We start from the raw sequence: 26,945 nt of genomic DNA, 5'->3' as shown, positions 1-26,945 counted from the left end.
TGACGCCGGGCCCCTCTGACGGCTGCCAAGCCGCCATGTCGGAGTCACTGTTGCTCAGCAACGTCGACAATAAGGAGGGGCTCATGGCAGCTCTACAGGTATTTTTCGATAACGACTTCCTTGGCACCAGCCTGTGGTTCTGGCTGGCTTTTCTCGGCATCGTCCTGACCTTGCTGGTACTGGACCTGGGCGTGCTGCACCGCAAACTGCACGAAATCGAAATGCGCGAAAGCCTGCTGCTGTATGGCGGCTATTTCAGTGTCGGTATGCTGTTCGGCGTGTGGGTTTGGTTCGAACTGGGTGCGCAGAAAGCCCTGGAGTTCTACACCGGCTTTTTGATCGAGCAATCGCTGTCGATGGACAACGTGTTCGTCATGGCGATGATCTTCAGCTTCTTCGCCATCCCCCGCCGCTACCAGCACCGGGTGCTGTTCTGGGGCATCCTCGGGGTTGTGGTGCTGCGCGCGATCATGATCGGCCTGGGCAGTGCCCTGGTGCAGGAGTTCGGCTGGATCCTCTATGTGTTCGGCGCTTTCCTGCTGTTCACCGGAATAAAGATGCTGTTCTCCGGGGAAGAATCCCACCCGGACCTGGCGAACAATCCGGTACTGAAGTTCGTCCGGCGCCACCTGCGGGTGACCGACGAGTTGCATGGCCCACGCTTTTTCGTGCACCTCACCCCAACCGGGCAAAGCAAAGCATTGCGCTATGCCACGCCGCTGTTCCTGGCCCTGGTCCTGATCGAGCTGGCCGACCTGGTGTTCGCCGTCGACAGCGTGCCGGCGATCTTCGCCATCACCCAGGACCCGTTTATCGTCTACACCTCGAACATCTTCGCGATACTCGGGTTACGCGCCCTGTACTTTGCCCTGGCAGCGCTGATGCACCGCTTTATCTACCTCAAGTACGCCCTGGCGCTGGTGCTGGTGTTCATCGGTGGCAAGATTTTCTACCACGGCCTGATCGGTACCGTACCGCCGATGCTGTCGCTGGGGGTGACCATCACCCTGCTCAGCGGTGGAATATTGTTTTCGCTGTTCTCGACCCGTTCACGCAGCAAGCCCACCGCTGAAAAAGAGGTGGGCTTGCACGGCAAACATCAGTGACCGCTGCGGAGCATTTCCCTGGGCACGTACTTGCCGATCTCGTACTTGCCGATCGCCGCGCGGTGCACCTCATCCGGGCCATCGGCCAGGCGCAAGGTGCGCTGCATGGCGTACATGTAGGCCAGCGGGAAGTCGGCCGAGACACCGGCGCCGCCGTGGATCTGAATCGCCCGGTCGATAACCTTGAGGGCCACGTTCGGCGCCACCACCTTGATCTGGGCGATTTCACTGCGCGCAACCTTGTTGCCAACGGTGTCCATCATGTAGGCGGCCTTGAGTGTCAGCAGCCGGGCCATGTCGATTTCCATCCGTGAATCGGCGATCTTGTCGACGTTGCCACCCAGGCGTGCCAGTGGCCGGCCGAAGGCGGTGCGTTCTACCGAGCGCTTGCACATCAGCTCCAGGGCCCGCTCGGCCATGCCGATCGAACGCATGCAGTGGTGGATACGGCCCGGGCCAAGGCGCCCCTGGGCGATCTCGAAACCGCGCCCCTCGCCAAGCAGCACGTTTTCGTAAGGCACGCGCACGTTCTCGAACAGCACTTCGGCGTGGCCATGGGGTGCATCGTCGTAACCAAACACCGGCAATGGGCGAACGATCTTCACCCCGGGGGTGTCGGTGGGCACCAGGATCATCGAGTGCTGCTGGTGGCGCGGGCCGTCAGGGTTGCTCAGGCCCATGAAGATCATGATCTTGCAGCGCGGATCGCAGGCACCGGATGTCCACCACTTGCGGCCGTTGATCACCCACTCGTCACCGTCACGCACCGCGCGGGCGGCCATGTTGGTGGCGTCGGACGAGGCCACGTCGGGCTCGGTCATCGCGAACGCCGAACGAATGTCGCCGCGCAGTAGCGGCTCGAGCCACTGACGTTTTTGTTCTTCGTTGGCGTAGCGCACCAGCACTTCCATGTTGCCAGTGTCCGGTGCTGAACAGTTGAACGGCTCGGGGCCCAGCAGCGAGCGGCCCATGATCTCGGCCAGGGGTGCGTATTCAAGGTTGCTCAGGCCCGCGCCCAGTTCCGATTCGGGCAGGAACAGGTTCCACAACCCCTCGGCCTTGGCCTTGGCCTTGAGCTCTTCCATGATCGCGGTCGGCTGCCAGCGGTCGCCTTCGGCAACCTGGCGCTCGAACACCGCTTCGGCGGGATAGACATAGGCATCCATGAACGCCGTGACACGTTCGCGCAGCGCCTGGACCTTGGGTGAATAGGCGAAATCCATGGGCAGTACCTTCAATGGAAAGGGATCTGATATCGATCCTAGATCAGTCAGCAAAATCCACCTAGCCTATTCTCGGCGTGTATTAACATTCATAACCGATATATGATCCACCTATAACACCAACAAGAGCAGCGCCCATGAACCTGAGCAAGGTCGACCTCAATCTGTTCATCGTCTTCGATGCCATCTACACCGAAGCCAACCTGACCCGGGCCGGGCAGATTGTCGGTATCACCCAGCCGGCGGTGTCCAACGCCTTGGCGCGCCTGCGTGAAACCTTCAACGACCCGCTGTTCGTGCGCACCGCCCAGGGCATGGTGCCTACGCCCATGGCGCAGAATATTATCGGTCCGGTGCGCAATGCCCTTTCGCTGCTACGGGTGTCGGTGCAGGAAAGCCGTATCTTCAACCCGCTGCAAGCCAACAAGACGTTTCGCATCAGCATGACCGATCTCACCGAGGCGGTTATCCTGCCACCGCTGTTCCAGCGCCTGCGTCGCCTGGCCCCGGCCGTGGTGATCGAGAGTTTCCCGTGCAAACGCCGGGAGACCACCAAGGAACTGGCTGCTGGACGCCTGGATTTTGCCGTCGATGCGCCGCTCAACACCGACCCGCAGGTGCGTCACGTCAAACTGATGCAAGACCGCTACGTGTGTGCCATGCGCCAGGGCCACCCGCAGTTCAAGGACAAGCTCAGCCTGGATGACTACCTGGCCTTGACCCACATTCATATTTCCAGCCGCCGCAATGGCCTGGGTTATGTCGACCTCGCCCTGGGCAAGATGGGCGTGCAGCGCAAGATCGCCTTGCGCTCCCAGCACTACCTGATGGCCTCGCAGGTATTGCAGCAGACCGACATGGTCATGACCGTTCCGGAACGCTTTGCCCGCCGTCATCAGCTCAACCACGTCAATCTGCCAGTCGATGTACCCGCGCTGGAAACCCACCTGTACTGGCATGAAAGCACCGACCAGGACCCAGCCAACCGCTGGATGCGTGAACAGATCATCGAACTGTGCCAAAGCGTGGTGGCGCAGGATGAGCGGGCGGCCAGGGCTGAAACCTGAATAGGCGCGGGGATTGCCCCAGCAATCCTTGCTTGACGTATACGTAAACCTGCAATTAGCTTAGCTCCATACCTTTTTCCGAGCCAAGCAATGAGCAGCCAGACCTACAGCATCTCCGACCTGTCCCGCGAGCTGGACATCACCACCCGGGCCATTCGCTTCTATGAAGAACAGGGCCTGCTCAGCCCGGAACGCCGTGGCCTGGAACGGGTGTATTCAGCCCGCGACAAGGTCAGCCTGAAGCTGATCCTGCGCGGCAAGCGCATCGGCTTTTCCCTGGCCGAGTGCCGTGAGCTGATCGAACTCTATGACCCTACCAGCGGTAACCTGAAGCAACTGCACAGCATGCTGGCAAAGATCGCCGAACGCCGTGCCCAGCTTGAGCAGCAACTGCTCGACATCCAGCAGATGCAGCTGGAGCTGGATACCGCCGAAGAGCGTTGCGAGCAAGCCCTTGCCGCGACCCTGAACAACCAGAAAAACAGCCATTGAGCCCAGAGGAACCCTGCCCATGTCATTGCCTGAAAAAGTCCGCCTGGTCGAAGTCGGCCCGCGTGACGGCCTGCAGAACGAAGCCCAGCCCATCAGCGTCGCCGACAAGGTGCGGCTGGTCGATGACCTGAGTGCGGCAGGCCTGCCCTACATAGAGGTGGGCAGCTTCGTCTCGCCCAAGTGGGTACCGCAGATGGCCGGCTCCGCCGAGGTGTTTGCCAATATCCAGCAATACAGCGGTGTGACTTACGCGGCGCTGGCGCCGAACCTGCGTGGGTTCGAGGATGCGCTGGCCGCCGGGGTCAAGGAGGTAGCGGTATTCGCCGCAGCGTCCGAGGCGTTCTCCCAGCGCAACATCAACTGCTCGATCAGCGAAAGCCTGCAGCGCTTTGTGCCAATCATGGACGCCGCGCGGCAACACGGGGTGCAGGTGCGCGGTTATGTGTCCTGCGTATTGGGCTGCCCCTATGAAGGCCTGATCAGTGCCGAGCAGGTCGCTCCGGTGGCGCGTGAGTTGTACAACATGGGCTGCTATGAAGTGTCGCTGGGCGACACCATCGGCACCGGCACCCCCGGGGCGACCCGGCGCCTGTTCGAAGTGGTCGGCGCCCAAGTGCCACGCGAGCAACTGGCCGGTCACTTCCATGACACCTACGGCCAGGCCCTGGCCAACGTCTATGCCAGCCTGCTCGAAGGTATCAGTGTGTTCGACAGCTCTGTTGCGGGCCTTGGCGGCTGCCCCTACGCCAAGGGCGCCAGCGGTAACGTTGCCAGTGAAGACGTGTTGTACATGCTCCAGGGCCTGGGCATCGACACCGGAATCGACCTGGAGCGCTTGATTGCCGCTGGCTTGCGTATCAGTGAAGTACTGGGCCGCGCCAGCGGCTCGCGGGTGGCTCGCGCCCGTCACGCACAGTAAACACACGCGGTAACAGCCCGGTCGGCATCTGGGTGTTACCGCTCCCGCACTTTTCAGGGAAATTCCGGGTAACACGGAAACAAATCGACAGAATTTTCCGGGTCTATTTTTCAGGAAAATCTTCAAACCATTGATTTTACTGGGTTTTAAAAAGTTGGCACGGCACCTGCTATATCTCAGGTACAAGAACAATAAAAAGTGCGACACACCCAATAAAAATAAGACGAAACGACTCTGACATAACAAGAACAACACGACAGAGGCGCAGCTAACAGATTTTTTTGGAGAGGATGTGCTTTCCAGGGGCTCGCCCCGCAACCGGACTCAAAACAATAAAACTACCCCAAGGTAGCTCAGGTCATGGTTGGATCAGCAATGATGAAAGTCTATCCGCGCTCAAAAAAATACGTTTGCTCTTGATCCCGGATGGGGATCGCCAACGAAGCAGAGGCAACGGTCGCCAAAAACAATAACAGGCCGCCCTCCAATAATAAAAAAAGAGCACGCAACAATCTTTGAGGGGAGCCTAGGCTCCCCTCAGTGCTTCCTGCCCTCCCCGTTTTCATCCTCGTCGTCCTTCTCGAAGCGGTTCACCACCAGTGGCATCACACCCAGCACCAGCAACGCCAGCAACGTACTGATCACCGCGGTCGCTTCACGCCCGACACCGGCGGCGACGCCGATGGCCGCAGTCATCCACAAACCCGCAGCGGTGGTCAGGCCTTTGACATGCCCGGGTTCCTGGTCATGGCCCTTGAGAATGGTCCCGGCACCGAGAAAGCCGATGCCGGCAACGATCCCCTGCACCACCCGGCTCAAAGCCGCATCGTCTGCGCCCGCCATGCGCGGTACCAGCACGAACAGGGCCGCCCCCAGGGCCACCAGCATATGGGTACGCACGCCAGCAGCCTTGCCCTTGAGTTCGCGCTCAAAACCCAGAATAGCCCCCAGCAGCGCTGCCATGATCAGGCGCACGCTGACCTGGGTGAGCTGTTTGGCATCGGTGATATCGGCGAACTCTGCCACCAGGGTGATCCAGACTTGATGCCACCAGGCGTCCATGGCGTGTGTCCATGCAAAAGGGGTTAATCGATGGACATCGGCATTGCCGGCAAGTGCGCCACTGACCGCTGATCGGTTGCCGCCAGCATCCACTGTATTGGTGCGGTCCCAAACATAAGACCCCAGTAACGAGGACGCGGCCATGCCCATTGAAATTGACCCGAGCAACCAGCGCTGCACCCTGATCAGCGAGGCCATGCATGTCCAGGGTGAGGCTCGCGACGTGCGGATCGTCACCGACGAAGCCCTGCGCATGTCGGTGGCGGAGCTCGAAGGCGTGCGTGTACCGATCACCGAGCAGGAAGCCGATGCCCTGACTGTAGCGGGTGCGGTGGATGGTCGCAGGCACCTCAAGCAGACCGAGCAAGGCTCGATTATCTGAGGCCTGCAGGGATTTCAGGGGAAATCTGATACGGTTTTTATAGAAATATCTGAGACTGTTATGCAAACAGATGGGACGCCATAGTGCTCTGGCCTGATCGAGGCCTGATGAGCGACGAACCATGAGCGATAGAATCCCCGTCCAGATCGTTGAAATTGCTGAGCCTTCCACCTTCAAGAAGAAGCCTGCCAGCAGCGACAGACACATCCATACCCGTAGTTTTACCGGCTTGTTTCGTAACCTGCGCCTGGCTGGCGCGGGTTTTCTGTTTTTGCTGTTCTTTGGCACCGTCTGGCTGAACTGGGGCGGTCGTCAGGCCGTGCTTTGGGACCTGGCTGACAGCAAGTTCCACATCTTCGGCGCCACGTTCTGGCCGCAGGATTTCATCCTGCTCTCGGCCCTGTTGATCATCTGCGCCTTTGGTCTGTTCGCCATCACCGTGTTCGCCGGCCGGGTGTGGTGTGGCTACACCTGCCCACAGAGTTCCTGGACCTGGATCTTCATGTGGTGCGAGAAGATCACTGAAGGCGAACGCAACCAGCGGATAAAACTCGACGCTGCGCCCTGGAGCCTGAACAAACTGGCCCGGCGCTCGGCCAAGCACACCTTGTGGCTGGGCATCAGCCTGCTCACCGGCTTGACCTTCGTCGGCTACTTCACCCCCATCCGCCCTCTCGCCGAAGAGCTGTTCACCCTGCAACTGGGCGGCGTCAGCCTGTTCTGGATCCTGTTCTTCACCGGCGCCACCTACATCAATGCCGGCTGGATGCGCGAAGCGGTGTGCATGCACATGTGCCCCTATGCCCGGTTCCAGAGCGTGATGTTCGACAAGGACACCCTAACCATCGCCTACGACCCGGCACGCGGCGAGTCGCGCGGCCCGCGCAAGAAAGAGGTCGACCACAAGGCCAAGGGCCTGGGCGATTGCATCGATTGCCATATGTGCGTGCAGGTCTGCCCCACCGGCATCGACATCCGTGACGGCCTGCAGATGGAGTGCATCGGTTGCGCGGCCTGTATCGATGCCTGCGACTCGATCATGGACAAGATGGGCTACGCCCGTGGCCTGGTCGGCTACAAGTCCGAACACACCCTGCAAGGCGGCACTACCAATTGGCTGCGCCCGCGCCTGCTCGGTTACATCACCGCCCTGGTGGTGATGATCGGTGCCCTGGTCATCGCCCTGAATCAGCGGCCGATGGTGTCGATGGACGTGATCAAGGACCGCGGCCTGTTCCGCGAGAACAGCCTGGGCCAGATCGAAAACATCTACACCCTCAAGGTCATCAACAAGACCCAGCAGACCCAGCACTATCGCCTGCGCCTGCTCGATGCAGAAGGTTTCGAGCTGCACGGCAAGACCGAGTTCAGCCTGGCTGCCGGGGAAATGAGCGACGTGCCGGTGTCGGTAGCAATGTTGGCCGACCGCCCGCAAAGCAGCTCCCAGGACATCAGCTTCGAACTGCTCGACACCGACGAGCCGGGCATCCGCAGCGTTGCTCATAGCCGTTTTGTCGCGCCTTTGAACCGCTGATCCCATACACTGCCCGAGCATCCGAAACCTTTCGAGCCATGATGAAACGCTACGAGAAATTTGCCGACGACATTGCCGAACTGATTCGCTCCGGGGTCCTGGGCCCCGGCCAGCGTGTACCGTCGGTGCGATACGCAAGCCAGACCCACGGCGTCAGCCCGTCCACGGTGTTCCAGGCCTATTACCTGCTGGAACGCCGTGGGCTGATCCGCGCCCGGCCGCGCTCGGGCTACTTCGTCAACGCCCATGCGCCGCGCCAGTTCAGCGAGCCGCAGATCATCGAGCAGGCCAGCGAATCCACCAAAGTGGATGTCAGCGAGCTGGTGTTCTCGATCCTCGACTCGATCAAGGACCCGCAAACCGTGGCCTTTGGCTCGGCTTTCCCCAGCCCCAACCTGTTCCCGCTACCGCGCCTGGCCCGTTCCATGGCCAGCGCCAGCCGCGAGATGGACCCGCGGATGGTGGTCACCGACCTGTCGCCGGGCAACCCGCAACTGCGTCGGCAGATCGCCTTGCGCTACATGGTTGGCGGCCTGATGCTGCCCATGGAAGAATTGCTGATCACCAACGGTGCGCTGGAGGCGCTGAACCTGTGTCTGCAGGCGGTGACCGAGCCGGGCGACCTGGTGGCGATCGAGGCACCGGCCTTCTATGCCTGCCTGCAGATCCTCGAGCGGCTCAAGCTCAAGGCCGTGGAAATCCCTGTGCATCCGCGCGAAGGCATCGACCTCGGGGTGCTGGCCCAAACCCTGGCCAAGCACCCGGTCAAGGCCGTGTGGTGCATGACCAACTTTCAGAACCCGGTGGGCGCAAGCATGCCGGAAGAGAAGAAACAACAACTGGTTGAACTGTTGCGCGAGCATCAGGTGCCGCTGATCGAAGACGATGTCTACGCTGAGCTGTATTACGCCCAGCAGGCGCCTAAGCCGGCCAAGGCCTTCGACACCGACGGCCTGGTGATGCACTGTGGCTCGTTCGCCAAGAGCCTGGCACCGGGCTATCGAATCGGTTGGGTAGCGGCCGGGCGTTACGCGCAAAAGATCGAACGGCTGAAGCTGATGACCTCGCTGTGTGCCTCGATGCCGGCCCAGGCGGCGATTGCCGACTACCTGCAACACGGCGGCTACGACCGTCACCTGCGCAGGCTGCGCTATGCCCTGGAAGAACAGCAGGCGGCCATGCTCGCCGCCATCGCTCGCTACTTTCCGGCGCAGACCCGGGTCAGCCATCCGGCCGGCGGCTACTTCCTGTGGCTGGAGTTGCCCGAGCAGATGGACTCGCTCAAGCTGTTCCAGATGGCGTTGGCGCAAGGCATCAGCATCGCCCCCGGGCCGATCTTTTCCCCGACTCGGCGCTTTCGCAACTGTATCCGCTTGAACTACGGCAGCCCCTGGACCGAACAATCGGAAAAGGCCATGGAAACCCTGGGCAAGATCGTTCGCTCGTTCTGATTGTCATCGCTGCTCAGTTGTTGAGTACCGATGGGGACGCTACATTTGCCACTGTCCCTCAGGTCGGAACGCCCGCATGTCGTCGAGTGAAGTGCAGTCCCTTCGCCTGCAGCTTGAACAACTGCAGCAGCAGAACAGTCAACTCAAGGCGCAACTGGCCGAGCTCAAGTGCGCAGAGCCTGCCGAGTCAGAGCAGGCCCTGACCGATACCCAGCAGCGCTACCGCTTTCTGTTCGATGCCATGGACGAAGGCTTCTGCATCATCGAGTTCTTCGACGGCCCCCACGGCCCGCTCAGTGACTACATCCATGTCGACGCCAACGCCGCCTACGCCAAGCATGCCGGTATCGACAATGTAATCGGGCAGAAACTGCGCGAAATGGTGCCCGACGAGGCCGATGGCTGGCTCGCCCGCTATGGGCCGGTACTGCATAGCGGCGAGCCGATCCGCTTCGATCAGGAACTGGTCGCCACCGGCCGGCACCTGGATGTCTGCGCCTTTCGCATGGAGCCGGCCAGCCGCAAGCAGGTTGCGGTGTTGTTCCAGGACGTCACGGCGCGCAAACATGCGGAAGCCGCACTCAAGCACCTCAATGAAGAGTTGGAGGAACGCGTTGCCCAGGCGGTGGCCGAGCGCAGGGTGCTGACCGATGTGGTCGAGGCGACCCTGGCGCAAATTCATGTGCTGGACCTGGATATGCGCTGGCTGGCAATCAACAGTGCTGCCCGCGAGGGCTTTAAACGGGTGTTCGGCCTGCCCCCCAGCGTTGGCGACAGCATGCCTGAGGCCATGGCCCAATGCCCCGACGATTGCGCCCGAGGGCTGCGGCTGTGGGCCCGAGCCCTCACGGGAGAGGCGTTCGCCGAGGTCGCCGAGTTTGGCCAAGGTGACCAGCATCGTCACTTCGAACTGCGTTTCAGCCCGCTGCATGACCAACACGGGCAATTGATCGGCGCTTACCTGTTCGCCTACGACATCAGCGAGCGGGTGCAGGAACAGAGGCGCCTGCGCAAGACCGAAGAAGCCTTGCGTCAGTCGCAAAAGATGGAAGCGGTAGGCCAGCTCACCGGCGGTATCGCCCATGACTTCAACAACCTGCTGACCGGCATCCTGGGTTCGCTGGAGCTGTCGCGCAAAATGCTGGGCCGCGGCTTGCATCAGGAAATCGACGCCTACCTGCGTACCGCGCAAGATACCTGCAACCGCGCCGCAGCGCTGATTCACCGCCTGCTGGCCTTCTCCCGGCGCCAGACCCTGGAACCTCGCACCATCGATGTCAACCGCCTGGTGAGCGGCATGGTCGAACTGATCCGCCGCAGCGTCGGCCCGCATATCGACATCGAGCTGTTCACCGCCAGTGCCCCGTGCCGCGCCAGCATCGACCCTTCGCAGCTGGAAAACGCCCTCCTCAACCTGTGCCTCAATGCCCGTGACGCGATGTCGGCGGGGGGCCGGATCAACATTGAAACCCGTCACCTGCAGGCCGATGAGCAGGCCGCCACACACCTGGACCTGACGCCCGGCGACTACCTGATGCTGAGCGTCAGCGACAACGGCAGTGGCATGCCCCCTCATGTACTGGCGCGGGCCTTGGAACCGTTCTACACCACCAAGCCGACGGGCCAGGGCACAGGCCTTGGCTTGCCGATGGTCTATGGCTTCGTGCGGCAGTCCGGCGGACAAGTGCGGGTGTACTCCGAACCCGGCCAGGGCACCAGCGTGCACCTGTACCTGCCACGGTTGGAGTCCGCTGCCATGCCTGCCAGTGAGCCGCTGGCGCACGTGCGTACTCGCCGTGACTTGCGCGACATAACCGTGATGCTGGTGGACGATGAAGCGACCATCCGCATGCTGGTGGGCGAGGTGCTCAGCGACCTGGGCTATGAGCGCATTGAGTTTGCCGACGGCCACAGCGCCCTGGCGGCGTTACAAAAGGGCGTCAGCATCGACCTGTTGATCAGCGATGTCGGTATGCCCGGGGGCATGAACGGCCAGCAACTGGTCGCCGCCGCCCGTAAGCTCAGGCCAGGGCTGAAAGTGCTGTTCATTACCGGTTACGCCGAACAGGCCGTGCTTGGTAACGGTGTGTTCGAACCCACAACGCGGCTGCTGACCAAACCCTTCAGCCTCGATAGCCTGGCCCAGCGCATCGAGGAGATGATCGGCTGATCAGCGCCCGCCACCCAGATCGAGGAAGCTGCCGGTGGCATACGAGGCCTTGTCTGACAGCAGCCAGATGATCGCCTCGGCCACCTCCTCGGCCTGGCCGCCACGGCCCATGGGGATGCTGGGTTCCAGCTTGCTGACCCGATCCGGGTCGCCGCTCAGGGCATGGAACTCGGTAAAAATGTAGCCCGGACGCACGGCATTGACCCGCACGCCTTCGCCGGCGACTTCCTTGGCCAGGCCCAGGGTGAAGGTGTCCAGCGCCCCTTTGGAGGCGGCGTAGTCGACGTACTCGTTGGGCGAGCCCAGGCGTGCAGCCACCGACGACACATTGACGATACTGCCACCCTGCCCGCCATGGCGTGTCGACATGCGCAGCAACGCATGCTTGGCACATAGCATCGGCCCGACCACGTTGGTCTTCATCAGCTTGAGCAGGCGAAACTCGGAGACTTCCTCGACCCGGCTCTTCTGGCCAATGGTGCCGGCGTTGTTGACCAGGGCGGTAACCGGCCCAAGCTCGGCATCAACGCGCTGGAACAGCAAGATGATCTCGTCCTCGACACTGACATCGGCCTTGACCGCAATGGCCTCGGCGCCCAACTCGCGGACTTCGGCCAGTACACCCTGGGCCGCCTCGTCATCGCTCAGGTAATTGATACAGATGCGGTAGCCGGCCTGCGCCGCCAGGCGTGCGGTGGCGGCGCCGATGCCGCGGCTGGCGCCAGTGATCACGATAACCTTGTCCATGGATACTCCTTGCTCCCAATGGCGTTAACCCTTCAAGGCTAACGCAGTCGGGCTCGCGCGCAAAGACCTCAGGCCGAAGGGGGTGACGTTGGCGCCTTGGGCTCGGGCTTGCGCAGCGGGTACAGGTGCTGGCGCACAATGCCTTCGGGCAAATCCTTGCCAAACACACCGTAGCGCGCCGGCCATTCCTTGGGCGGCAGCTTGAAGGTGCCGAACAGCATGTCTACCAAGGGCGTGTGGATCGCGTAGTTCTTGTAGATGTAGTCCTTGTGCCGGGCGTGGTGCCAATGGTGATAACGCGGCAGCACCAGCAGGTAGTTGAGCCAGCCTCCGTCGATACGCACGTTGGCATGGGCCAGTACTGCCTGGACCCCGACCAGGATCACATAGGCGTTCATCGCCTGGGGCGAGAAGCCCAGCAGGATCAACGGCGCCAGCACACCGGTGCGGGTCAGGAGGATTTCACAGAAGTGGATACGCGAACCGGCCAGCCAGTCCATGTGCGTGCTCGAATGGTGCACCGCATGAAAACGCCACATCCACGGCACCACATGGTACAGGCGATGCAACCAGTACTGACCGAGGTCGGCGACGAACACCGCGAGCAAGAACTGCACGACGATCGGCAGGCTCTGCACCTTGGCCTGCAGGGTATCGGAGAGCACCCAGCCGGCCAGCCAGCTGGACGACGCGGTGACGAAAATCAGGATGAACTGCACCAGCATGTGGCTGACGAAAAAATAGCTGAGGTCGGTGCGCCAGTGCGGGCGCAGGATGTTCTGCTGCGGATCCTTGGCATAGAGCTTTTCCAGCGGAATGAATATCAGCGCCGAGATCAGCAGCGCCAGCACGAACCAGTCCAGCCCCAGCGAGTACGGGGTCTGGCCGATGGTTTGGGTCTGGATGTTGGTACCCCCGAGGAACATTGCCAGCCCCGCCGCGCTGATGCCGGTAAAGCCCAGGCGCTTGCGTTTGTTGAGGAGGATGTTCAGGGTGCCCAGGGCAAAGGCCAGGATCAGCCCGATCAACAGCGTGGTTCGCGCAAACTGCACGCTATAGACCTTGCGAAACTCGGCAAAGGTCAGCCACTGGGGGAACAGGAAGCACAACACCGCCAGCAGGCTGAGCAGCCCCAGGGCGGCCGAGATGTAACCGCTGATTCGCCCTTGGCCGAGCTTGAACGCGTCGTGGCCGTGGCGTTGGAAATAGGCCTTGATTGCCTGCATGTATCGCTGTTCCTTCAAAGTGGGGGCTCCGTGCGGCGCGGAGTATACCGGCCTGCGGCCGCCAGTGAAGCGCTGCGTGCCTGGTCAGCTGACAAATCTGTAATCCACTGCTCAGTTTGCTGACAGACTGCACTGGCTAAGGTCGTGCCATCCCAGCCCCTGGAATGGCACCCATGCTTCGACACCCCACCCGCCGCACCTTCGTCAAGGGCTTTGCCGCCGGCAGCGCCCTGGCCGGTCTCGGCCTCTGGCGCCTGCCGGCGTTTGCCGCGCCCAACGTGTTTGCCAATGAGCTTGGCGGTGAACACTTCGAGCTGTTCATCGGCCAGACCCCGGTGAACCTCACTGGCCGGGCGCGCACCGCACTGACCATCAACAACAGCCTGCCCGGCCCGACCCTGCGCTGGCGTGAAGGTGACACCGTGACCCTGCGGGTGCGTAACCGCCTGAACGAGCCGACCTCGCTGCACTGGCACGGGATCATCCTCCCGGCCAACATGGATGGCGTGCCGGGCCTGAGTTTTGCCGGCATTGAAGCCGGAGGTGAATACCTCTATCGCTTCACCCTGGAGCAGAGCGGCACCTACTGGTATCACAGCCATTCCGGCTTGCAGGAACAAGCCGGTGTCTACGGGGCGATCGTCATCGAACCGAAAGTGCCCGAGCCCCACCACTATCAACGCGACTATGTCCTGCTACTCAGCGACTGGAGCGACCAGGCCCCCGATGAGCTGATGGCGACCCTGAAAAAGCAATCGGACGCCTTCAACTACCACAAGCGCACCGTTGGTGATTTCATCGACGATGTCGCCACTAACGGCTGGCAGCAAAGCGTTGCCGAGCGCAAGGCCTGGGCCGCCATGCGCATGAGCCCCACCGACCTTGCCGATATCAGCGCCGCCACCTACACCTACCTGCTCAACGGCCTGCCGCCGGACGGCAACTTCACCTGCCTGTTCCAACCCGGTGAAACCGTGCGCCTGCGCCTGATCAACGGCTCGGCGATGAGCTACTTCGACTTCCGCATTCCCGGCCTGAAACTGACGGTGATCGCCGCCGATGGCCAGCCGGTGCAACCAGTCGAAGTCGATGAGCTGCGCATTGCCGTGGCCGAGACTTATGATGTGCTGGTGCGTGTAGGCGACTTGCCCGCCTACACCCTGTATGCCCAGAGCATGGACCGTAGCGGTTATGCCCGCGGCACCCTGGCGCGCAGCAACGGGCTGAGCGCCGAGGTGCCGCAACCCGATCCGCGACCGATCCTGAGCATGGCCGACATGGGCCACGGCGCCATGGCGGACATGGGCGGCATGGACCATAGCCAGATGGCCGGCATGGACCACTCGATGATGGTTGGGATGCAGCAGCATCCGGCCAGCGAGACCGGCAACCCGCTGGTCGACATGCAAACCATGAACCCCAAACCCAACCTCGCCGACCCCGGTATCGGCCTGCGCAACAACGGCAGACGGGTGCTGACCTATGCCGACCTGAAAAGCACCTTCGCCGACCCCGACGGCCGTGAGCCGTCACGGGAGATCGAGCTGCACCTGACCGGGCACATGGAACGCTTTGCCTGGTCGTTCAATGGCATCAAGTTCTCCGACGCCGAGCCACTGCGCCTGACCTACGGCGAGCGCCTGCGCATCACCCTGGTCAACGACACGATGATGGCCCACCCGATTCACCTGCATGGCCTATGGAGCGACCTGGAAGACGAACATGGGCGCTTCCAGGTGCGCAAGCACACCCTCGACATCCCCCCGGGCAGCCGCCGCAGCTACCGAGTCAGCGCCGACGCCCTGGGGCGCTGGGCCTATCACTGCCACCTGCTCTATCACATGGAAATGGGCATGTTCCGCGAGGTACGCGTCGATGAATGAGCCGATCTTGCGTCCGCTGCTCGGCGGCTTCGCGCTGCTCGCCTTGCTGGCCAGTGAAGAGGCACGCGCCCAAGCCATGGATCACGCCGCCATGGGCCACGGTGCCATGAACCATGGGGGCATGAACCACAGCATGGCAACAGACACGCCGCGTACCCCGCTGCGACCGATTACCGACGCCGACCGCCAGGCCGCCTTCCCACCATTGCCCGGCCATCAGGTCCACGACCGGCAGACCAACTGGGCGGTGGTCGTCGAACAACTGGAGTACCAGAACTTCGACAGCAGTAGCGCCCTCAAGTGGGACGCCAACGCCTGGATCGGTGGCGACATCGACCGCCTGTGGCTGCGCAGCGAAGGCGAGCGCGAGCAGGGTGTGACCCACAAGGCCGAGCTGCAGGCGCTCTGGGGCCATGCCATTAGCCCCTGGTGGGAGCTGGTCGGTGGCCTGCGCCAGGACTTCAAGCCAGCCAATGGCCAGACCTGGGCCGCTTTCGGCATCCAGGGTACACCTCTGTATGGCCTGGAGCTGGAAGCCACCCTGTATGCCGGCGAGCGTCAGCAAACCGCGCTGCGCCTGGAGAGCAGTTACGCTATCCTGCTGAGCAATCGCTGGATCCTCGAACCGTCGCTTGAGGCCAACGTCTATGGCCGCAACGACGCGACACGGGACCAGGGCCGCGGCCTTGCCGACAGCGAGATCGGCCTGCGCCTGCGCTACGAAATCACCCGCGGCTTTGCCCCTTACCTGGGTATCAGCTTCAACCGGGCTTACGGCAACAACGCCGAACAGATCCGTGATGAGCATGGCGACATCGGCCATACCCGTCTGGTCGCCGGGGTTCGCCTGCGTTTCTAGAAGTGGAGAAGTACATGCTGAGCAAAAAAATCGTCGCCTTCGGCCTGCTGGCCCTGAGCACCCTGGCCCAGGCCGGGCAGACCATCGATGTGTACCGTGACCCCAACTGTGGCTGCTGCAAGGAATGGATTACACACCTGCAAGACAACGGCTACACGGTCAACGACCATGTCGAGCCCAACATGAGCGCGGTCAAGCAGCGCCTGGGCGTCGAACCGCGCCTGGCCTCGTGCCATACCGGGGTGATCGACGGCAAGTTCATCGAAGGCCATGTACCGGCTGAACAGATCAAGCTGCTGAGCAAACGCGCCGATCTCAAGGGGCTGGCGGTACCGGGCATGCCCATGGGCTCGCCCGGTATGGAAATGGGTGACCACAAGGACGCCTACCAGGTCATCGGCCTGACACGCGAGGGCAAGGACGAAGTGGTCGCCAACTACTGATCCGCCGCTGATGCTCAGTTACTGGGCGCTGTTTCTCAGCGCCTTCGGCGCCGCGACCTTGCTGCCGCTGCAATCGGAAGCCGTGCTGGTCGGCCTGTTGCTGCGCGAGCCCGAGGCACTGCTCAGCCTGCTGCTGATCGCCACCGCCGGCAATGTCCTCGGTTCGATCGTCAACTGGCTGCTGGGCCGTGGCATCGAGCACCTGCGCGACAAGCGCTGGTTTCCATTCAAGCCCGAACAGCTGGCAAAGGCCCAGCAACGTTACCAACGCTACGGCCAGTGGTCGCTGCTGCTGAGCTGGATGCCGGTGATCGGCGACCCGCTGACCCTGATCGCCGGAATCATGCGCGAGCCGTTCTGGCGCTTCCTGGCGCTCGTCACGCTCGCCAAGGCCGGCCGTTACCTGGTACTGGCACTGCTGACCCTGGGCTGGATGCAGTACTAGCGCCCCCAGATCTGCGCCTCGCTCCAGCCCAGTTCGGCAAAGTCCTGGGCGCGCAGGTGCGCCTCCTCTTCGCAGAAAAACTCGTCCAGTTGTGGCGCGTGTACCGACGTGTCGCAGAGCATCGCATGCACCTGACCACGGTGGTGGATCTGGTGCTCGAACAGGTGCGAGAGCAGGCGCAGGCGTTGCTCGCGCTGCACCCAGTCAGGCCGCACGATGCTCACGTAGCGGTGCAATTGGTCGTCATGCAACTGGCTGCAGTAGGCGATCAAGCGGTGATCGGCCTGCGACTGTTCGCCGTACAGGTCCTGGCAGGTGGCAAAAGGCTCCTCGGGCTCGAAGAAGCGCTGGCTGTCCGGGTCGGGCGCTTCGCCGCGCTGCTCGCATTCCAGGGCCTGCAGGTAGAACCAGTCGACGGTAAGGATGTGGTTGAGGGTGGCCTTGATCGACGGGAAAAAACTTGCCCGCGGGGCAACGAACTCGTCCTGGCTCAGTTGCATGCAGGCCTTGTACACCCTGTGATTGGCCCAGCCATTCTGGTAAGCCATGGTCAGCAGGTGGTGCGAAAGAGGTTCGGCCATGATCGACTCCTCAGCAGAAGCGTTGCAATTGCATCTCCCGCAAGCGGCTGAGCGTGCGCCGGAACGGGAACTCCAGATACCCTTGAGTGTAGAGCGCTTCCAGGGCCACCTCGGCCTCCAGGTAGAGGGCGATCCGACGGTCGTAGCATTCATCGACCAGGGCGATGAAGCGCCGCACGCTGTCGTCGTGCACCGACAACTGCGGCAGCTCACGGTCCCCGGCCAGCACCCGCTGGGCGCCATCCTCGGTGCCACGGGCGATCTTCGCCGGACGCTGGCGGGCGCCCAGGGCCGGCACCTCGCCAAGCGCGATGGCCTGGAAACTGTCGCACAGGGCCATGAAATCCATGGCGGCAAAGGGTTGTTCACACAGGTCGGCGTAACGGCACCAGAGTACGCTGTCGCAGCGCTGCACCACATTCAGTTGGCGTGAACCGATCTGTAACGGCTGGTCGGTAGCCGGTTGTTCGCCGCGCAGTTGTTCGAAGACCTGGGCCAAGGCTGCAGGCTGGCCTTTTTCGGCAATCCAGTAGCGCTGTGTCACCGCGCCGGGGTGCAGCCGATGGTCCTGCTCCCCCGCCACCGCAACCACCAGCATATGCTGCTCAATCGCGGCAATCGCCGGCAGGAAGCGTTCACGGTTGAAACCGTCGTTGTACAACTGGTCAGGTGGCTGGTTAGAAGTGGCGACGATCACCACACCGGCCTCGAACAACACCTGGAACAGGCCGCCCAGAATGATCGCATCGCCGATGTCGTTGACGAACAGCTCGTCGAAACACAGCACGCGGATCTCTTCAGCCAGGGACAAGGCCAGGGCCTGCAAGGGCTCGGCGGTGCCGTTGAGCTGAAACAGGCGTTGGTGCAGCCAACGCATGAAGTGGTGAAAATGCTGACGCCGGGCCGGTACCTGCAGGCAGCCGTGGAACTGGTCCATGAGCCAGGTCTTGCCACGCCCCACGGGGCCCCAGAGGTAGACGCCCTGAGGCGTTTCACCGCGCTGCAAGGCTTCGAAACAGGTGTTCAGGGCGGTGGCGGCCTGCAACTGGGCCGGGTCGCTGACAAACCCCTGGCTGGCAATGGCCTGCTGGTAGCGGGCCAGGGGAGACTGTTCGGTGAAGCAGGACATGCGCGGCGTCCATGGCAAAAGTGGGCATTCTGCGGCGTGCGCGTGTCGCGGGGCAAGCCCGCTCCTACTTCAGCCCGACCTTGAGCAGCGCTCCATCGCTCTCATCGGTCAGCAGATACAGATACCCATCCGGCCCCACCCGCACATCACGAATCCGCGCCTTGAGCTCGCCAAGCAGGCGCTCCTCATGCACCACCTTGTCACCGTCAAGCTCCAGGCGAATCAGCTCCTGGGCCGCCAGCGCGCCAATGAACAGGTTGTGGTCCCAGGGTTTGAAGCGCGGGTTGTCGTAAAACGCCATGCCGCTGATGGCCGGGGATTTCTCCCAGACGTGGTGCGGATCGACCATGCCATCGACATGCTTACCCTTGGCTTCAGGGATCGGCATCAGCGAATAGTTGATGCCATGGGTGGCGATTGGCCAACCATAGTTTTTGCCCGGTTTGGGGATATTGATCTCGTCGCCGCCACGGGGCCCGTGCTCGTGGGTCCACAGTTCGCCAGTCCAGGGGTTGAGCGCAGCGCCTTGCTGGTTGCGGTGGCCGAACGACCAGATCTCGGGACGGACATTGTCCTGGCCGACGAAAGGATTGTCCTTGGGCACCGTGCCGTCCGGCAGGATGCGCACCAGCTTGCCCTGCAGCTTGTCCAGGTCCTGCGCGGTCGGCCGCTGGTTGTTCTCGCCCAGGGCGATGAACAGGTAGCCGTCACGATCGAAGACCAGGCGCGAGCCAAAATGATTGCCGCTGGAGAGCTTGGGCTGCTGGCGGAAAATCACGTTGAAGTCTTCAAGCTTGGCGTTGTCGGCCGCCAGGCGCCCGCGCCCCACTGCTGTACCCGCCGTATCGCCCTCGCCGCCGCCTTCGGCATAGGACAGATAGACCATACGATCCTGCTTGAAGGTCGGTGAAAGGACGACATCAAGCAGACCGCCCTGGCCCTTGGCCCACACCTGAGGGACGCCGCCCAGGGCAGGCCCGACCTTGCCCTCGGGGCTGACGATGCGCAGGTTGCCGGCCCGCTCGGTCACCAGGATGCCCTGGCCGTCCGGCAGGAACGCCAGGGCCCAGGGGTTGCGCAGGCCTTCGGCGAGGGTACTGACCTTGACGCTGCCCTCCTCGCTTTTGAAGTCGCGTTCGGGCGCGGCATAGGCCAGCAGCGGCAACAGCGCCGCGGTGATCAGGGTGGGTAACCAGGTGCGTGGGGACATCAGCGATTCCTTCCAGGGAGGGCCCGTTACTCAGGGCGTGGGCGCAGGTGCGCGTGGCGGCCGGGTGGGTTCCAGGCGCGGTGTGGTCTGTTCGCGGCGGATGTTTTCACCGTTGCCGATACCGCGGTTGTCCAGGGTCGGCGGGCGCGGGTTGGGCTGGGTCGAAGGGCCGCGCACCGGCGGCGTAGCGGGGACGCTGCCCTGGCGGCTGTTGGGGTTGGCGCGCATGATCGGGCTGTTGTAGGGGTTGTTGTTGCTGGCCGCCAGCTGCAACGGCCCGGCAACGGGCGCAGCCTGCAGCGGCGAACTCAAGAGCAGGGCCATCGCCAGGCCCGACAGGGATCGGTTCACGCTATTCACCTCCGGTCGGCGCCGAAAACCGGCGCGCCCAAGCGTTGGATAGCCTAAGGCGCGACAGGTTCGCCGGGAAACCTCGATTTCCCTTGGAGGTGATTCATTTTGTTACTGGATCAGCCATCGACCTTGTGCCGGGCGGCATACAGGCAAAGCATCTCCATGGCCAGGGTCGCGCCGGCCAGGGCGGTGATATCGGCATGATCGTAGGCCGGTGCGACTTCTACCAGGTCCATACCCACAAGGTTGATGCCGCGCAGCCCACCGAGGATTTCCAGGGCCTGCACCGTGGTCAGCCCCCCACACACCGGGGTGCCGGTGCCAGGCGCGTAGGCCGGGTCCAGGCAGTCGATGTCGAAGGTCAGGTACACCGGTTGTTCGCCGACCCGTTGACGAATCGCCTCGATGATCGCCTGGGTGCCGCGCTGGTGCACCTGGCGGGCGTCGAGCACGGCGAAGCCCTGGGTGTCGTCATTGGTGGTGCGCAGGCCGATCTGCACCGAGCGCGCGGGGTCCACCAGGCCTTCGCGGGCGGCATGCCAGAACATGGTGCCGTGATCGACGCGCTGGCCCTCCTCGTCCGGCCAGGTGTCGCTGTGGGCATCGAAATGGATCAGCGCCAGCGGACCATGCTTGCGGGCATGAGCCTTGAGCAGCGGGTAGCTGATGAAATGGTCGCCGCCCAGGGTGAGCATGGCGCAGCCGGCTTCAAGAATTTGCTCGGCATGGGCCTGGATGCTCTCGGGCACGGTGTGCGGGCTGCCGTAGTCGAAGTTGCAGTCGCCGTAATCGATCACCGCCAGATGGTCGAAGGGGTCGAACTCCCAAGGCCAGTGCCGGGCCCAGGCCTGCTGCACCGATGCGGCACGAATGGCCCGTGGCCCGAAACGCGCACCGGGACGGTTGCTGGTGGCCGTATCGAACGGCACGCCGCTGACCACCACATCAACCCCGCGCAAGTCACGACTGTAGCGGCGGCGAGAGAAACTGGTGATACCGGCAAAGGTGTTTTCGGCGATGGTGCCGTACAGGCTGTCACGGGTGATGGCCTGGTCATTATCGGGGGCGAGGTCCATGGTCGGGCTCCTGGTCTGTTGTTATTGGCGGCTACGGAAAGCGGTCCACAGGCGAGTGCGCTGGCGCATGTCGGCCAGGCTCATGCTGCGGTCGGCAAACAGCCGCGCACGCACTTCGTCCGAGGGGTAGATGTCCGGGTCGCTGCGCACCGCTTCATCCACCAGCGCCGTGGCGGCCTGGTTGGCATTGGCGAAGAACAGCGTGTTGGTCAACGGCGCCACCGACTCGGGGCGCAACATGAAGGCGATGAAGGCGCGGGCCGCTTGTGGATGCGGTGCGTCCTTGGGCATGACCAGGTTGTCCTGCCAGATCAACGTCCCTTCGCGGGGAATGCGGTAGATCACCTGGTACGGCTTGCCGGCCTTGTGCGCCTGGTCGGCGGCCATGGCCGCATCGCCGTTGTAGGTCAGGGCCAGGCACACGCTGCCGTTGGCCAGGTCGTTGATCTGCCGGCCGTTGGCGACATAGCTGATGGACGGCTGCAATTGTTTGAGCAGCGCCTGGGCCGCCGCCAGATCGTCTTTGTTGCGGCTGTAAGGATCCTTGCCCAGGTAGTTCAAGGCCACGCCGATCACCTCCTGGGGCGAGTCGGACATGGCAATCCCGCAGCCCTTGAGCTTACTGGCGTACTCGGGCTTGAACAGCAGGTCTAGGCTGTTCAGGGGGGCATCGCCGACCCGCTCGCGTACCGCCTCAAGGTTCATGCCCAGGCCCAGGGTGCCCCAGGTGTAAGGCACGGCGTACTGATTGCCAGGGTCGACTTCAGCCAGCTTGGCCAGCAGGTCCTTGTCGAGGTTGGCATAGCCGGGCATGGCCTGGGCCTGCAGGGGCTGCAGCGCGCCTGCGGTCAGGGCGCGGGCCAGCAGGCTGGCGGATGGCACCACCACGTCATAACCACTGCCACCGGTAAGCAACTTGGTTTCCAGTACTTCGGTGGTGTCGAAGGTGTCGTAGCGCACCTTGTAGCCGGTTTCCTGCTCGAAACGCTGCAAGGTTTCGGGGGCGATATAGTCAGCCCAGCTGTACAGATTGAGGACTTTTTCCTCGGCCTGCACCGGCAAGGCCAAAAGCAAGGACAACAACCACAGGGATGTACGCATGTCGGGCACCTTTGTCAGTGGATGCCGCCAGCATGCCTGCCGGGTTACATTACTAAAATGACAAGTCAATTAACCTGACATTCATCGGGAGCAATGTTTGATGTTGGGACAACTGCACGACCTCGACCTGCACCTGCTGCGGCTGTTCGTCACTGTAGTCGAGGCCGGTGGCTTCAGCGCCGCCCAGGGCGTGCTGGGCTTGAGCCAACCGAGCATCAGCCAGCAGATGGCGCGCCTGGAAACCCGCCTGGGCTATCGCTTGTGCAGCCGCGGCAAGGGCGGTTTCCGCTTGACTGCCAAAGGTGAAGCGCTGCTCAAGGCCACCCGTGAACTGCTGGTGCAGATCGAAGCGTTCCGCCACCAGGCCAATGGCGTGGCCGGGCGTTTGCTCGGTGAGGTGCGCATCGGCATCTCCGAGGCCCAGGAAAGCAGCGTGACCCTGCGTCTGGCGCAGGCCATCGAGCGCTTTCGCCAGCGCGACGAATCCGTGCGCCTGGAACTGGTCAGCGCCATGCCGGCAGACCTTGAGCGCCAGTTGCTGCAGCAGCGCCTGGACCTGGCCATCGGTTATTTTTCCGGCAAGCAGGCCGCGTTCGACTACACGCCGTTGTTCGAAGAAAACCAGCGCTTGTACTGCGCCAGCCACCATGCGCTGGCCGGCCTGCCTGAAGTGAGCCTGCACGCCTTGCAGCAGGCCGACCAGGTCGAACACCCCTACCGCTTCCAGAGCCGCCAGGAGCCCTTTGACGGCACCAGCGGCACCGCCCGTTCAGAGCAGGTCGAAGGCGCCCTGGCTTTCATCCTCTCCGGCCAGCACATCGGCTACCTGCCCTGCCACTACGCCGAGCCCTGGGTCGAGCGCGGCCTGTTGCAGGGCCTGGACCCGGCGTTGGATTTCGCCGTGCCGTTCGTCCTGGCACGTCACCGCGCCCAGGTGCCCAGCGACGCCCAGCAGGCCTTTGCCAGCGACCTGCTGGCTGCCTTCGCCTGACTCAGTAGGCCAGCGACCAGGTCAGGGTGTAGGTGCGACCACGCCCCTGGTAGTCGTAGAGGTAGGCCGGGCCATAGGTGGGCGAGTAGAACAGCGTCGCGCGCTGGCCCCAGACGGTGCTGTACTGCTTGTCGAGCAGGTTCTGGATACCGGCGCTGAAGGTACCGAAGCCGGTGTCCTGGCTGCCCAGCAGGTCGAAGGTGGTGTAGCCGCTGATGGTGTGATCGGCATCGTCCTTGAGGGTGAAGGCATGGTTGGCCTGCAGCCGCGCACTGCGGCCATCGCCCTTCCAGCCCACGAAAGCGGTGGACTTGGACAGCGAAGCATAACGGGCATCGCGCTTGATCCAGTCGCCGTTCTTGTCTTCTTCCTCCGAGCGCACCAGGTGCAGGGTGCTGCCCGCTTCCCAGCCACTTTCGAAGTGGCGGGTCAGCGCGCCTTCAAAGCCGAAGTCGCGGCTTTTCTGTTCTTCGACGTTGATGGTCAGGGTGGCCATGTCGGTGGTGATGATCTTGTCCGACCAGATGTAGTACACCGCTGCCTGGGCGTCCCAGTCCAGGTCGGCGTAGCGCCAGCCCAGTTCCACCTGGCGGCTCTTGATCCCCGCCAGCGGGTTGTCTTCAACGCTCAGGCCCGGCTTGCCGTAGTACTTGGCCGGGTCCGGCAGGTCGAAGCCTTCGCCGTAGTTGCTCCACAGCTGGTGACCGTTCTTGAAGTCGTAGATCGCGCCGAGGTTGAACAGGTTGACCTGGTAATCGTTGTTGCCGCCAGGCACGTTCTTGAAGTCGCCGACATCGACGTCCATCTGCTGGCGCCGCGCGCCGCCGGAAACCGTCAGGTTATCGGTCGCCTTCCAGTCCAGTTGGGCGTAGGCCGAAATACCATCGACCCGGTAGCTGGGGTAGCGCGCCGCCTTGCTGGCTTCATCCAGGTCCAGACCACCGCTTGCGGATGACGTCCGGGCGTTGAAGGTGGTCTGCTCGGCATTGAACCGCTCGCGGTCCAGGTCCACGCCGTAAGTCAGCTTGAGGCTGTCCCACTGCTTGGCAAGCAGCGCCTTGAGGCTGCTGACCTCGAAGTTCTGCTGCGACGCGGCAAAGTACACGCCCTTGGAACCTGCCGGTTTGCCGGTGTTGTAGTAGGGGAACGGGTAGAAGTTGTCGTCTTCCTTGCGGTACGAGGCCTGCAAGTAGAAATCCTGGCCGAGCACATCGCTGTGGTGGTAGTTGGCATTGAGCAGCAGGCGCTTGGTACGTGGCTCGAGGTCGGTGGAATAACCGCCGCGCAGCTCGGCATCTTCCAGGTCCGAGGGGCCGTTGTAGTTCAGGTTGGGAAAATAGATGCCGGTGCTGCCGTGATTGCCCGAGTCATAGTACTGGGCCAGCAGGTCGAGGCTCTGCTCGTCGTTGAACTTCAGGCCCAGGCTGCCGAGCAGGTCGAGGGTGCGGTTGTACTGCAGGTCGGTCTGGGTGTTGTCGATGAAGATCTGCTCGCCGGCACCGTCGTAGAAGGCTTCGTTCTGCTCGGCGGACACACCCAGGCGCGCGTTGATCCGCTCGTTGCCGCCACTGATCGACTGGGCGACGCGGGTCGCGAGGTCATCGCTGTTGTTGAAGCCGCTGCTGGCACCCAGTTGGGTTTCAAAGCGCGCCGGGCCTGCCTCGCCCTTCTTGGTGACGATATTGATGATTCCGCCAGTGGCGCCGCCGCCGTAGAGGGCGCTGGCACCGGAGAGCACCTCGACGCGCTCGACGTTGAACGGTGAAATGCTGTCGAACTGACGCGACAGGCCACGCGAGCTGTTCTGGCTGACGCCGTCGATCATCACCAGCACGTTGCGCCCGCGCATGTTCTGGCCATAGTTGGTGCGCCCTTCCGGCGCCAGGTCCAGGCCCGGCACCAGCTTGCCGATGGCCTCCTTGAGGCTGACGCCGCTGTCGATCTGCTCGCGCAACTGCTGCTGATCGACCACCCAGACGGTACCGGGAATTTCACTGATCGAGGTGCTGGTGCGCGACGCCACGCTGACTTCGATGGGCTTGAGGCTGACGCTTTGCACAGCTGCGCTCTTGCGCAGTATCACGGTGTTCTGTTCGCTGAACTGCCAGCTCATGCCACTGCCGGCCAGCAGGTTTTGCAAGGCCTGGGCGATGCTGTAACGGCCGATGAGTGCCGGGCTTTGCCGGCCGGCCACGTCCTGGCTGGTGAACAGCAGGTGCAGGCCGGCCTGGTCGGCGAATGCGGTCAGGGCCTGGTCAAGCTGCTGCGCTGGCAGGTCCAGGGATACTTCACGTTCCTGCTGGGCAGTGGCGGCTGCAACCGTATCGCTGGCATACACCTGCAGGTTACCGAGCAAGGCGGCAACGGCAGTCGAAGCCAGCAGGACGTGTTTGAAATAACCGGTGGAACGGGCGATTGGCTTGAGCGGACCCTTCACTGTTTTCTTCCAGGCAAATGGTTGTAAATGAGAATGGATTGCTGATCAGTCTCACTACGACGATTGGGCGCAGAAGAACTTGCAGTGGGAAAACAAGAATATTTTTGCAGCATCGCGGGGCAAGCTCGCTCCCACAGATTCTGTAGGAGCGGGCTTGCCCCGCGAAGAGGTCCCTCAGTACACCACAGCCAACCAGGGCAGGTAGGTCACCTTCAACGCATAACGCTGCTCCAGGGTACGCAACAACCCTTGCGGATCGTTCAGGTCAAACACCCCGCTGACCTGCAGCGCTGCCAGTTGCTGGTCCGACAACACGATGCGCCCATGCTGATAACGTTCAAGCTCGGCCAGCACTTCGCGCAGCGGCTTGGCGTTGAAGATCAGCTTGCCGCGTTGCCAGGCGGTTTGCGCCCGAGCGTCGGGCGAGGTTTCCAGCACCCGCCCGCCGACCCGCGCCTGGCCCTGGGCAACCACCACGCGATTGCCACCACCGTCACGACGCACACTGAACACTGCCGCACTGCCCTGTACCGGCTCGGCACCCGCGTCGACCACAAACGGCCGCGGGTCGGCCGCCGGTTCGAACAACGCCTCGCCGGCCTTGAGCAAGACCCGACGCTCGCCGCTGCTGAAATCCACCGACAGGGCACTGCCACTGTTGAGGGTGACCTGTGAGCCATCGGTCAGGGTAATGCGCTGCTGCTGACCGACCCCGGTGTGGTAGTCGGCGAGCAAGGCCGGCGCCTGCTGCAGACCGCCGTATCCGACCACGGCCAGCACCAGCGAAGCCGCCAGTGCCGCGCCCCAGCGCCGCCGACGTGGCGCCGGAGCGACCACCTCCGCCGCGGCGCGGGTTTGCCCCAGGTCAGCCCACAACGCCTCGGCCTCGCTGGCGGCCTGGGCATGGGCCGGGCTCAGCGCGCACCAGCGCTGGTAGCGCGCCTTGTCGCTGGCGCTGGCGTTGCCAGAATGCAGCAACACCTGCCAGTCGAGGGCATCATCGGACACATCGCTGATCGGTTGCGGCGCGGGCATGGCGAAGGCATCAGTCATGGTT

General features: G+C 62.9%; 25 protein-coding genes. 13 read left to right on the top strand and 12 right to left on the bottom strand.

The window, feature by feature from the left end:
• Positions 1 to 83: 83 nt before the first annotated feature.
• A complete protein-coding gene (locus EXN22_RS10835; RefSeq protein WP_130264042.1) occupies positions 84 to 1,106 on the top strand; it encodes a TerC family protein in 1,023 nt (340 codons plus the stop codon).
• Here EXN22_RS10835 and EXN22_RS10830 read toward each other — a convergent pair.
• Entirely contained in the window at positions 1,100 to 2,329 is a 1,230-nt protein-coding gene (locus tag EXN22_RS10830; protein WP_130264041.1) for an acyl-CoA dehydrogenase, read from the bottom strand. The genes EXN22_RS10835 and EXN22_RS10830 overlap by 7 nt on opposite strands.
• Before the next feature lie 137 nt (positions 2,330 to 2,466).
• Between EXN22_RS10830 and EXN22_RS10825 the strand changes: the two genes are divergently transcribed.
• From EXN22_RS10825 to EXN22_RS10815, 3 genes are all read left to right on the top strand, one after another.
• Positions 2,467 to 3,396, top strand: coding sequence for a LysR family transcriptional regulator (locus EXN22_RS10825; protein WP_130264040.1), 930 nt, complete (start codon positions 2,467 to 2,469; stop codon positions 3,394 to 3,396).
• Between the two features lie 90 nt (positions 3,397 to 3,486).
• Positions 3,487 to 3,888: a MerR family transcriptional regulator gene (locus tag EXN22_RS10820; RefSeq protein WP_028944211.1), complete on the top strand. Its 402-nt coding sequence runs from the start codon at positions 3,487 to 3,489 to the stop codon at positions 3,886 to 3,888.
• 19 nt (positions 3,889 to 3,907) lie between these two features.
• Positions 3,908 to 4,807, top strand: coding sequence for a hydroxymethylglutaryl-CoA lyase (locus tag EXN22_RS10815; protein WP_130264039.1), 900 nt, complete (start codon positions 3,908 to 3,910; stop codon positions 4,805 to 4,807).
• A gap of 537 nt (positions 4,808 to 5,344) precedes the next feature.
• On the opposite strand, the gene EXN22_RS10810 is transcribed toward EXN22_RS10815, so the two are convergent.
• A complete protein-coding gene (locus tag EXN22_RS10810) occupies positions 5,345 to 5,869 on the bottom strand; it encodes an MgtC/SapB family protein (RefSeq protein ID WP_130264038.1) in 525 nt (174 codons plus the stop codon).
• 142 nt (positions 5,870 to 6,011) lie between these two features.
• On the opposite strand from EXN22_RS10810, the gene EXN22_RS10805 reads away from it, so the two are divergent.
• The 4 genes from EXN22_RS10805 to EXN22_RS10790 all read left to right on the top strand — a co-directional run bounded on the left by EXN22_RS10805 (position 6,012) and on the right by EXN22_RS10790 (position 11,406).
• Positions 6,012 to 6,251 (top strand): DUF3203 family protein, encoded by a 240-nt coding sequence (locus EXN22_RS10805; RefSeq protein WP_130264037.1) that lies wholly within the window; start codon positions 6,012 to 6,014, stop codon positions 6,249 to 6,251.
• 121 nt (positions 6,252 to 6,372) lie between these two features.
• Positions 6,373 to 7,785 carry a cytochrome c oxidase accessory protein CcoG gene (ccoG, locus tag EXN22_RS10800; protein WP_130264036.1) on the top strand — a complete coding sequence of 471 codons (1,413 nt, stop codon included), beginning with the start codon at positions 6,373 to 6,375 and terminating at the stop codon, positions 7,783 to 7,785.
• 41 nt (positions 7,786 to 7,826) lie between these two features.
• Complete coding sequence (gene mapR / locus EXN22_RS10795; RefSeq protein WP_130266792.1) at positions 7,827 to 9,236, top strand: GntR family transcriptional regulator MpaR; 1,410 nt, start codon at positions 7,827 to 7,829, stop codon at positions 9,234 to 9,236.
• Between the two features lie 76 nt (positions 9,237 to 9,312).
• Complete coding sequence (locus EXN22_RS10790; protein WP_130264035.1) at positions 9,313 to 11,406, top strand: hybrid sensor histidine kinase/response regulator; 2,094 nt, start codon at positions 9,313 to 9,315, stop codon at positions 11,404 to 11,406.
• On the opposite strand, the gene EXN22_RS10785 is transcribed toward EXN22_RS10790, so the two are convergent.
• Positions 11,407 to 12,153 (bottom strand): SDR family oxidoreductase, encoded by a 747-nt coding sequence (locus EXN22_RS10785; protein WP_130264034.1) that lies wholly within the window; start codon positions 12,151 to 12,153, stop codon positions 11,407 to 11,409.
• 68 nt (positions 12,154 to 12,221) lie between these two features.
• On the bottom strand, positions 12,222 to 13,379 hold the full coding sequence (locus EXN22_RS10780) for a sterol desaturase family protein (RefSeq protein ID WP_130264033.1): 1,158 nt from the start codon (positions 13,377 to 13,379) through the stop codon (positions 12,222 to 12,224).
• Between the two features lie 173 nt (positions 13,380 to 13,552).
• Here EXN22_RS10780 and EXN22_RS10775 point away from each other — a divergent pair, with 173 nt between their 5' ends.
• The 4 genes from EXN22_RS10775 to EXN22_RS10760 are packed head-to-tail and all read left to right on the top strand — an operon-like array spanning position 13,553 to position 17,009.
• On the top strand, positions 13,553 to 15,262 hold the full coding sequence (locus EXN22_RS10775) for a copper resistance system multicopper oxidase (RefSeq protein WP_130264032.1): 1,710 nt from the start codon (positions 13,553 to 13,555) through the stop codon (positions 15,260 to 15,262).
• On the top strand, positions 15,255 to 16,121 hold the full coding sequence (locus EXN22_RS10770) for a copper resistance protein B (protein ID WP_130264031.1): 867 nt from the start codon (positions 15,255 to 15,257) through the stop codon (positions 16,119 to 16,121). The genes EXN22_RS10775 and EXN22_RS10770 overlap by 8 nt, the downstream gene beginning before the upstream one ends.
• A gap of 14 nt (positions 16,122 to 16,135) precedes the next feature.
• A complete protein-coding gene (locus EXN22_RS10765) occupies positions 16,136 to 16,564 on the top strand; it encodes a DUF411 domain-containing protein (protein WP_130264030.1) in 429 nt (142 codons plus the stop codon).
• Positions 16,565 to 16,574: 10 nt separating this feature from the next.
• Positions 16,575 to 17,009 (top strand): YqaA family protein, encoded by a 435-nt coding sequence (locus EXN22_RS10760; protein WP_130264029.1) that lies wholly within the window; start codon positions 16,575 to 16,577, stop codon positions 17,007 to 17,009.
• Here the strand turns inward: EXN22_RS10760 and EXN22_RS10755 are convergent.
• The 6 genes from EXN22_RS10755 to EXN22_RS10730 all read right to left on the bottom strand — a co-directional run bounded on the left by EXN22_RS10755 (position 17,006) and on the right by EXN22_RS10730 (position 22,460).
• A complete protein-coding gene (locus EXN22_RS10755; RefSeq protein WP_130264028.1) occupies positions 17,006 to 17,590 on the bottom strand; it encodes a DinB family protein in 585 nt (194 codons plus the stop codon). The two genes, EXN22_RS10760 and EXN22_RS10755, sit on opposite strands and share 4 nt — an antisense overlap.
• 10 nt (positions 17,591 to 17,600) lie before the next feature.
• Positions 17,601 to 18,719: a cell division protein ZapE gene (gene zapE, locus EXN22_RS10750; protein ID WP_130264027.1), complete on the bottom strand. Its 1,119-nt coding sequence runs from the start codon at positions 18,717 to 18,719 to the stop codon at positions 17,601 to 17,603.
• A gap of 64 nt (positions 18,720 to 18,783) precedes the next feature.
• On the bottom strand, positions 18,784 to 19,929 hold the full coding sequence (locus EXN22_RS10745; RefSeq protein WP_130264026.1) for a PQQ-dependent sugar dehydrogenase: 1,146 nt from the start codon (positions 19,927 to 19,929) through the stop codon (positions 18,784 to 18,786).
• Positions 19,930 to 19,959: 30 nt separating this feature from the next.
• Positions 19,960 to 20,280: a hypothetical protein gene (locus EXN22_RS10740; protein ID WP_130264025.1), complete on the bottom strand. Its 321-nt coding sequence runs from the start codon at positions 20,278 to 20,280 to the stop codon at positions 19,960 to 19,962.
• Between the two features lie 119 nt (positions 20,281 to 20,399).
• Positions 20,400 to 21,359, bottom strand: a complete 960-nt coding sequence (speB, locus tag EXN22_RS10735; RefSeq protein ID WP_130264024.1) for an agmatinase — start codon at positions 21,357 to 21,359, stop codon at positions 20,400 to 20,402.
• A gap of 21 nt (positions 21,360 to 21,380) precedes the next feature.
• Positions 21,381 to 22,460, bottom strand: a complete 1,080-nt coding sequence (locus EXN22_RS10730; RefSeq protein WP_130264023.1) for a polyamine ABC transporter substrate-binding protein — start codon at positions 22,458 to 22,460, stop codon at positions 21,381 to 21,383.
• A gap of 100 nt (positions 22,461 to 22,560) precedes the next feature.
• Between EXN22_RS10730 and EXN22_RS10725 the strand changes: the two genes are divergently transcribed.
• Positions 22,561 to 23,451, top strand: coding sequence for a LysR family transcriptional regulator (locus EXN22_RS10725; protein WP_130264022.1), 891 nt, complete (start codon positions 22,561 to 22,563; stop codon positions 23,449 to 23,451).
• Between the two features lies 1 nt (position 23,452).
• On the opposite strand, the gene EXN22_RS10720 is transcribed toward EXN22_RS10725, so the two are convergent.
• The gene (locus EXN22_RS10720; protein WP_130264021.1) at positions 23,453 to 25,888 is read right to left on the bottom strand and encodes a TonB-dependent siderophore receptor; all 2,436 of its coding nucleotides are present in this window, start codon (positions 25,886 to 25,888) and stop codon (positions 23,453 to 23,455) included.
• A 174-nt stretch (positions 25,889 to 26,062) separates the two neighbouring features.
• A complete protein-coding gene (locus tag EXN22_RS10715) occupies positions 26,063 to 26,941 on the bottom strand; it encodes a FecR family protein (RefSeq protein WP_130264020.1) in 879 nt (292 codons plus the stop codon).
• Positions 26,942 to 26,945: the final 4 nt, after the last annotated feature.

Origin of the sequence: Pseudomonas tructae (assembly GCF_004214895.1) — a bacterium.
GTDB lineage: Bacteria > Pseudomonadota > Gammaproteobacteria > Pseudomonadales > Pseudomonadaceae > Aquipseudomonas > Aquipseudomonas tructae.
This window is presented reverse-complemented; position numbering and strand designations above follow the sequence as displayed.

What these genes read in the sequence shown, in the direction of transcription:
- EXN22_RS10780 (WP_130264033.1), bottom strand. Translation starts at nt 13,379, where the DNA reads ATGCAGGCAATCAAGGCCTATTTCCAACGCCACGGCCACGACGCGTTC.
- EXN22_RS10775 (WP_130264032.1), top strand. Translation starts at nt 13,553, where the DNA reads ATGCTTCGACACCCCACCCGCCGCACCTTCGTCAAGGGCTTTGCCGCC.
- EXN22_RS10815 (WP_130264039.1), top strand. Translation starts at nt 3,908, where the DNA reads ATGTCATTGCCTGAAAAAGTCCGCCTGGTCGAAGTCGGCCCGCGTGAC.
- EXN22_RS10835 (WP_130264042.1), top strand. Translation starts at nt 84, where the DNA reads ATGGCAGCTCTACAGGTATTTTTCGATAACGACTTCCTTGGCACCAGC.
- zapE (WP_130264027.1), bottom strand. Translation starts at nt 18,719, where the DNA reads ATGTCCTGCTTCACCGAACAGTCTCCCCTGGCCCGCTACCAGCAGGCC.
- speB (WP_130264024.1), bottom strand. Translation starts at nt 21,359, where the DNA reads ATGGACCTCGCCCCCGATAATGACCAGGCCATCACCCGTGACAGCCTG.
- ccoG (WP_130264036.1), top strand. Translation starts at nt 6,373, where the DNA reads ATGAGCGATAGAATCCCCGTCCAGATCGTTGAAATTGCTGAGCCTTCC.
- EXN22_RS10820 (WP_028944211.1), top strand. Translation starts at nt 3,487, where the DNA reads ATGAGCAGCCAGACCTACAGCATCTCCGACCTGTCCCGCGAGCTGGAC.
- mapR (WP_130266792.1), top strand. Translation starts at nt 7,827, where the DNA reads ATGAAACGCTACGAGAAATTTGCCGACGACATTGCCGAACTGATTCGC.
- EXN22_RS10830 (WP_130264041.1), bottom strand. Translation starts at nt 2,329, where the DNA reads ATGGATTTCGCCTATTCACCCAAGGTCCAGGCGCTGCGCGAACGTGTC.
- EXN22_RS10765 (WP_130264030.1), top strand. Translation starts at nt 16,136, where the DNA reads ATGCTGAGCAAAAAAATCGTCGCCTTCGGCCTGCTGGCCCTGAGCACC.
- EXN22_RS10790 (WP_130264035.1), top strand. Translation starts at nt 9,313, where the DNA reads ATGTCGTCGAGTGAAGTGCAGTCCCTTCGCCTGCAGCTTGAACAACTG.
- EXN22_RS10810 (WP_130264038.1), bottom strand. Translation starts at nt 5,869, where the DNA reads ATGGACGCCTGGTGGCATCAAGTCTGGATCACCCTGGTGGCAGAGTTC.
- EXN22_RS10770 (WP_130264031.1), top strand. Translation starts at nt 15,255, where the DNA reads ATGAATGAGCCGATCTTGCGTCCGCTGCTCGGCGGCTTCGCGCTGCTC.
- EXN22_RS10805 (WP_130264037.1), top strand. Translation starts at nt 6,012, where the DNA reads ATGCCCATTGAAATTGACCCGAGCAACCAGCGCTGCACCCTGATCAGC.
- EXN22_RS10785 (WP_130264034.1), bottom strand. Translation starts at nt 12,153, where the DNA reads ATGGACAAGGTTATCGTGATCACTGGCGCCAGCCGCGGCATCGGCGCC.
- EXN22_RS10730 (WP_130264023.1), bottom strand. Translation starts at nt 22,460, where the DNA reads ATGCGTACATCCCTGTGGTTGTTGTCCTTGCTTTTGGCCTTGCCGGTG.
- EXN22_RS10715 (WP_130264020.1), bottom strand. Translation starts at nt 26,941, where the DNA reads ATGACTGATGCCTTCGCCATGCCCGCGCCGCAACCGATCAGCGATGTG.
- EXN22_RS10725 (WP_130264022.1), top strand. Translation starts at nt 22,561, where the DNA reads ATGTTGGGACAACTGCACGACCTCGACCTGCACCTGCTGCGGCTGTTC.
- EXN22_RS10825 (WP_130264040.1), top strand. Translation starts at nt 2,467, where the DNA reads ATGAACCTGAGCAAGGTCGACCTCAATCTGTTCATCGTCTTCGATGCC.
- EXN22_RS10745 (WP_130264026.1), bottom strand. Translation starts at nt 19,929, where the DNA reads ATGTCCCCACGCACCTGGTTACCCACCCTGATCACCGCGGCGCTGTTG.
- EXN22_RS10755 (WP_130264028.1), bottom strand. Translation starts at nt 17,590, where the DNA reads ATGGCCGAACCTCTTTCGCACCACCTGCTGACCATGGCTTACCAGAAT.
- EXN22_RS10760 (WP_130264029.1), top strand. Translation starts at nt 16,575, where the DNA reads ATGCTCAGTTACTGGGCGCTGTTTCTCAGCGCCTTCGGCGCCGCGACC.